General features: G+C 27.8%; 3 protein-coding genes and 1 pseudogene. 1 reads left to right on the forward strand and 3 read right to left on the reverse strand.

Translation table 11 applies throughout. The annotated features are described in order from the left end of the window. Positions 1 to 164: 164 nt before the first annotated feature. A pseudogene (locus N5D46_RS14500) lies at positions 165 to 1076 on the reverse strand (IS481 family transposase). Between the two features lie 95 nt (positions 1077 to 1171). Between N5D46_RS14500 and N5D46_RS14505 the strand changes: the two are divergent. Continuing rightward, positions 1172 to 1732, forward strand: a complete 561-nt coding sequence (locus N5D46_RS14505) for a transposase (protein ID WP_260392507.1) — start codon at positions 1172 to 1174, stop codon at positions 1730 to 1732. Between the two features lie 48 nt (positions 1733 to 1780). On the opposite strand, the gene N5D46_RS14510 is transcribed toward N5D46_RS14505, so the two are convergent. Next, a complete protein-coding gene (locus N5D46_RS14510) occupies positions 1781 to 2311 on the reverse strand; it encodes a hypothetical protein (RefSeq protein ID WP_114999200.1) in 531 nt (176 codons plus the stop codon). Further along, complete coding sequence (locus N5D46_RS14515; protein ID WP_114999199.1) at positions 2311 to 3654, reverse strand: AAA family ATPase; 1344 nt, start codon at positions 3652 to 3654, stop codon at positions 2311 to 2313. The genes N5D46_RS14510 and N5D46_RS14515 overlap by 1 nt, the downstream gene beginning before the upstream one ends. Positions 3655 to 3729 lie beyond the last annotated feature (75 nt).

Raw genomic sequence — 3729 nt, forward strand, 5'->3', positions numbered from 1 at the left:
TTTTGTATCAAGCTAAATCCAAAGGATTCATGAATACATTATTCATAAAACAATAAACCAATGAATAAAAAAAGAACATACAATAACAAAAGTCTAATAACTAACATCTCAAATCTCAATACTATGAGTGTCGTACTTCATGACTTCGTAGACTTTAAATATAATTATTTTAGTTTTGATTTTAGTATTTCATAAGGTGTTTTTCCTTTAAATGAACCATGTGGACTATCGAAATTATAAAATTTTTCCCATTGTTCTAATTTTTGATTTAGATCGACATCATCTGTGTAACTTAAAAGTTGATAAAACTCTTTTTTATCAGTCAAATGAGATCGTTCAACTTTCCCATTTAACTGAGGTGTACCCACTTTTATAAATCGGTGTCTGATTCCTAAATCTTGAACATGCCAATGAAACTTTGATTGAAATTCGTGTCCATTATCTGTTTGAATTGTATTAATTCTAAAAGGGAATTTTTCTACAACATAATTTATGAATTCAATTGAACTTAATTGATTATGTTTTTCAGAGATTTTAAGTGCTCTAATTCGTGTAGCATCATCAATCGCTGTGTATTGAAATCGTTTGATTTCAGTGCCATTTGAATCATGAAAAATCAGAAATTTAACATCAACTTGTACCTGATGACCAGGTGTTTCTTTTTCATACTTGATACTATGCATGGCTCTTCTAGTCACCTTTCTGTCTAATCGACCTACATTATTACGCTTTAGAATACGATAAACACTTGATTCCGATATCAAAATATCATGATAACGTTCTAGATACCATTTAATTCGCCAAGTCCCTAATTTATGTTCTTTTCGAAGTTCTAATACTTTATTTACAATCTCTTGCTTAATTTGGTTAGGAAAAGTATGAGGAGTTGGTTTCTTTCTGAGTAAACCTTCTTCTCCATGTTCTTCATATGCTTTTTTTCATTTATAAAATGTACTCTTTTTAACACCATAAAAATTATAAGCTATAGTGTTATTTCCATATTCTTTAGCATATTTTAGAACTTGTAATTTTTTAATATAAGTTAAATAAGTTTGGATTTCTTTGGTCTTTTTCATAATCATAAGGCTATATTAGTTTTTTACTAATTTAGTCTACGATGATGTGACGTATCCACAACGAATGTATTCAAAAAGGAGGAAATAAAGCTTTTCTGCCTTTCAAACGAACTTTAACAGACAGCAAAGGCTACGAAAAGAAAAGCTATAGAAGTTCGCAAAAAGATTGTGGACAATGTCCTTTACGAGAAAGTTGTTGTGGAAAAGTAACCAAGTTTAAAAAGTTGGAAGATAGCATTCACAAGCCTTTGTACGATAAAATGCATGAAAAACTCACCCAAAATAAAGCGTATCACCGCAGGTTAGTTAAACGTCGAAGTTCTACAGTAGAACCAGTTTTAGGAACGTTGATTAACTTCTTTAACCTAAAACGAATCAATAGCAGAGGAATGTCTAAAGCCAATAAACATGTACTAATGTCAAGTTTATCTTACAACTTGAAGAAATATCTACGCTTTACAGTCAAAAAATCAAGTGTTTTAGCCCAAGTTATTTATTTAAAACAAGGGAAGAACTACGCTTCTACAAAATCACTCCTTCACTCCTTAAAAAGAGAGTTTTTAAGCAAGCCTAATTTTACATTAATATATTTTTCTAAAAATAAACCTCGCTTAAAAAGGCTTAAACGAGGTCATATATTCTGTTTTTTACTGTAAATTGGAGTTGTGCAACAGTTACCGATGTTAGCGGAAGGTGATATTTTATTAGTTAAGAAATTTTTCAATTCTAATTCTAGGAGGGAAACCAGGTGATAAAATAAGAATTTCTTCTTTAGTCCTATCTGGTTTAGTAAATTTAATAACATCTTTTGTACTTGTTAGTTGTCCATTAAATTTTGGAGAAAGTAAAACACGTACAAAATCAAATTCTTGTATACAATTATTATATTTTTTCCATAGCGCATTACAATAATTCAAAAAAATTTCAGAGGCAACAAATTGATCTGCATATCCTTTAGGTTGATTAGATTTAAGTTCAAATAATACAATTTTATTAATTGATGGAATTATAACACAATAATCACAACCTTTATGAATAAATTCGACACCACTTCTCAAGTACGATGATTTTTTTTTGTAGCCAGCTTGGTCAACATCTAATTTTAAAATAAGACTATCTTCAGGTAATCCTCCAACAATAATTGATTGACCTGTTGTTTCTTCGACCAATTTGACTTCCTTTCTTATCTCATCGTATGACTTGATAACCTGTAAATCACAAAAAATACTTTCCATTATGATATAAAATAGTCTAAATCAGATGAAATTGTGAAAAGATTATTGATTTCCTCATCAAAAAATGGAATTTCTATTCCAGTATTTGAAATTTTTAATGAGTTCAATGATCCATTTATTCCTTGATATACTGATATTGAATTAAAATCTAAATTATCTTTTTCAGTATATCTTTTTTTATTTTTTACTAACCAATCTGCCTTTTCTTCAAAATCATTTTTTAAAAGTATAAGATTGTTTAATTCTTTAATTAAAAAATCACTGTGAGTTGTAATAAATACTTTAATACCAAGATTTACAATTGATGCAATTAGTTTAGCCATTAATCTTTGATTTTTTAAAGTGAAATGACTTTCTGGCTCATCTATTATTAGTAAATCACCAACCTTGGCAATATGCTTTAAATAAAAGAAAATATCAACAATGCATCTTGCAGATGAAGATGCTAAATACAATGGTATATCAAATTTATTATTTCGTTTATTTCTGGTATAAAATCTAATATCTTGTTTATTTTCTTTTTTAAATTCAGCTCCTAAGATTTCTTTAATAATTTCTAAAGGATACGAAATATCAACATTAGAAGAATTCTTTTTTATATTATCAATATTTCTCGTAAATGCAATGTGGTCACGAATAGGTGTTGCGTAATATGCACTCATATTCATAATCAATTCAAAAGGATGAATATTATCATCTTTATTTTCTAGATTTTGGAGGCTTTCAATCATTGAATTTCTTCTTTCATCTAGTTCTTTATAGAATAGAGAAATACCTAAACGTTCTGCAGTAATGATTGTTGGATCTGGAATAACATCATCAAAAACCATAAAACAAAATAAGTCTCCAATTATTTCTCTGACTAAATTTTTATCTAAATCGTTTTTATTTAGAGTTTTATAAATAATAGATAAAGTGTTGTCTTTGATACTTCCTTCAAATATTGTATTGTCACCAACTCTGATTTTATTTTCTTTATCTTTAAAAGTAAGAGGTTGTTCAACTTTAATTTTTAAACTAGCTTCATCGAAAATTTTCTCTTTATCGTTAAATAATTCTTTGATGCGACGTTTGAATTTGTCACTTTCTTTTTTTAGTGCAATCTCTGATAATTCAACAATTTGATTTTTATCAAGATTAATTTGACCATTTAAAATAATTTCTTGAGAGAGTTCTTTAAAACTAGTGTAATTAATAAAGTCACGCCAATACTTTAGAGCGCCATAAGTACTATAAGTTACATACGTTTTACCTGAATTGTTATCTCCAACTAGTATAGTTAAATCATTAAGTTGTAATTCACAACTTTCAATTTTGCCTAATTTTTTTATTGTAACTTTCATTTATAGTATATTTGAAACTATCGCAAATATAGTAATTTACTTATTCACTTTTTAGTAGTTGGTGGTTATTGTCAC

The sequence above is a fragment of the Empedobacter sp. GD03865 genome, from assembly GCF_029840775.1.
Taxonomy (GTDB): domain Bacteria; phylum Bacteroidota; class Bacteroidia; order Flavobacteriales; family Weeksellaceae; genus Empedobacter; species Empedobacter falsenii_B.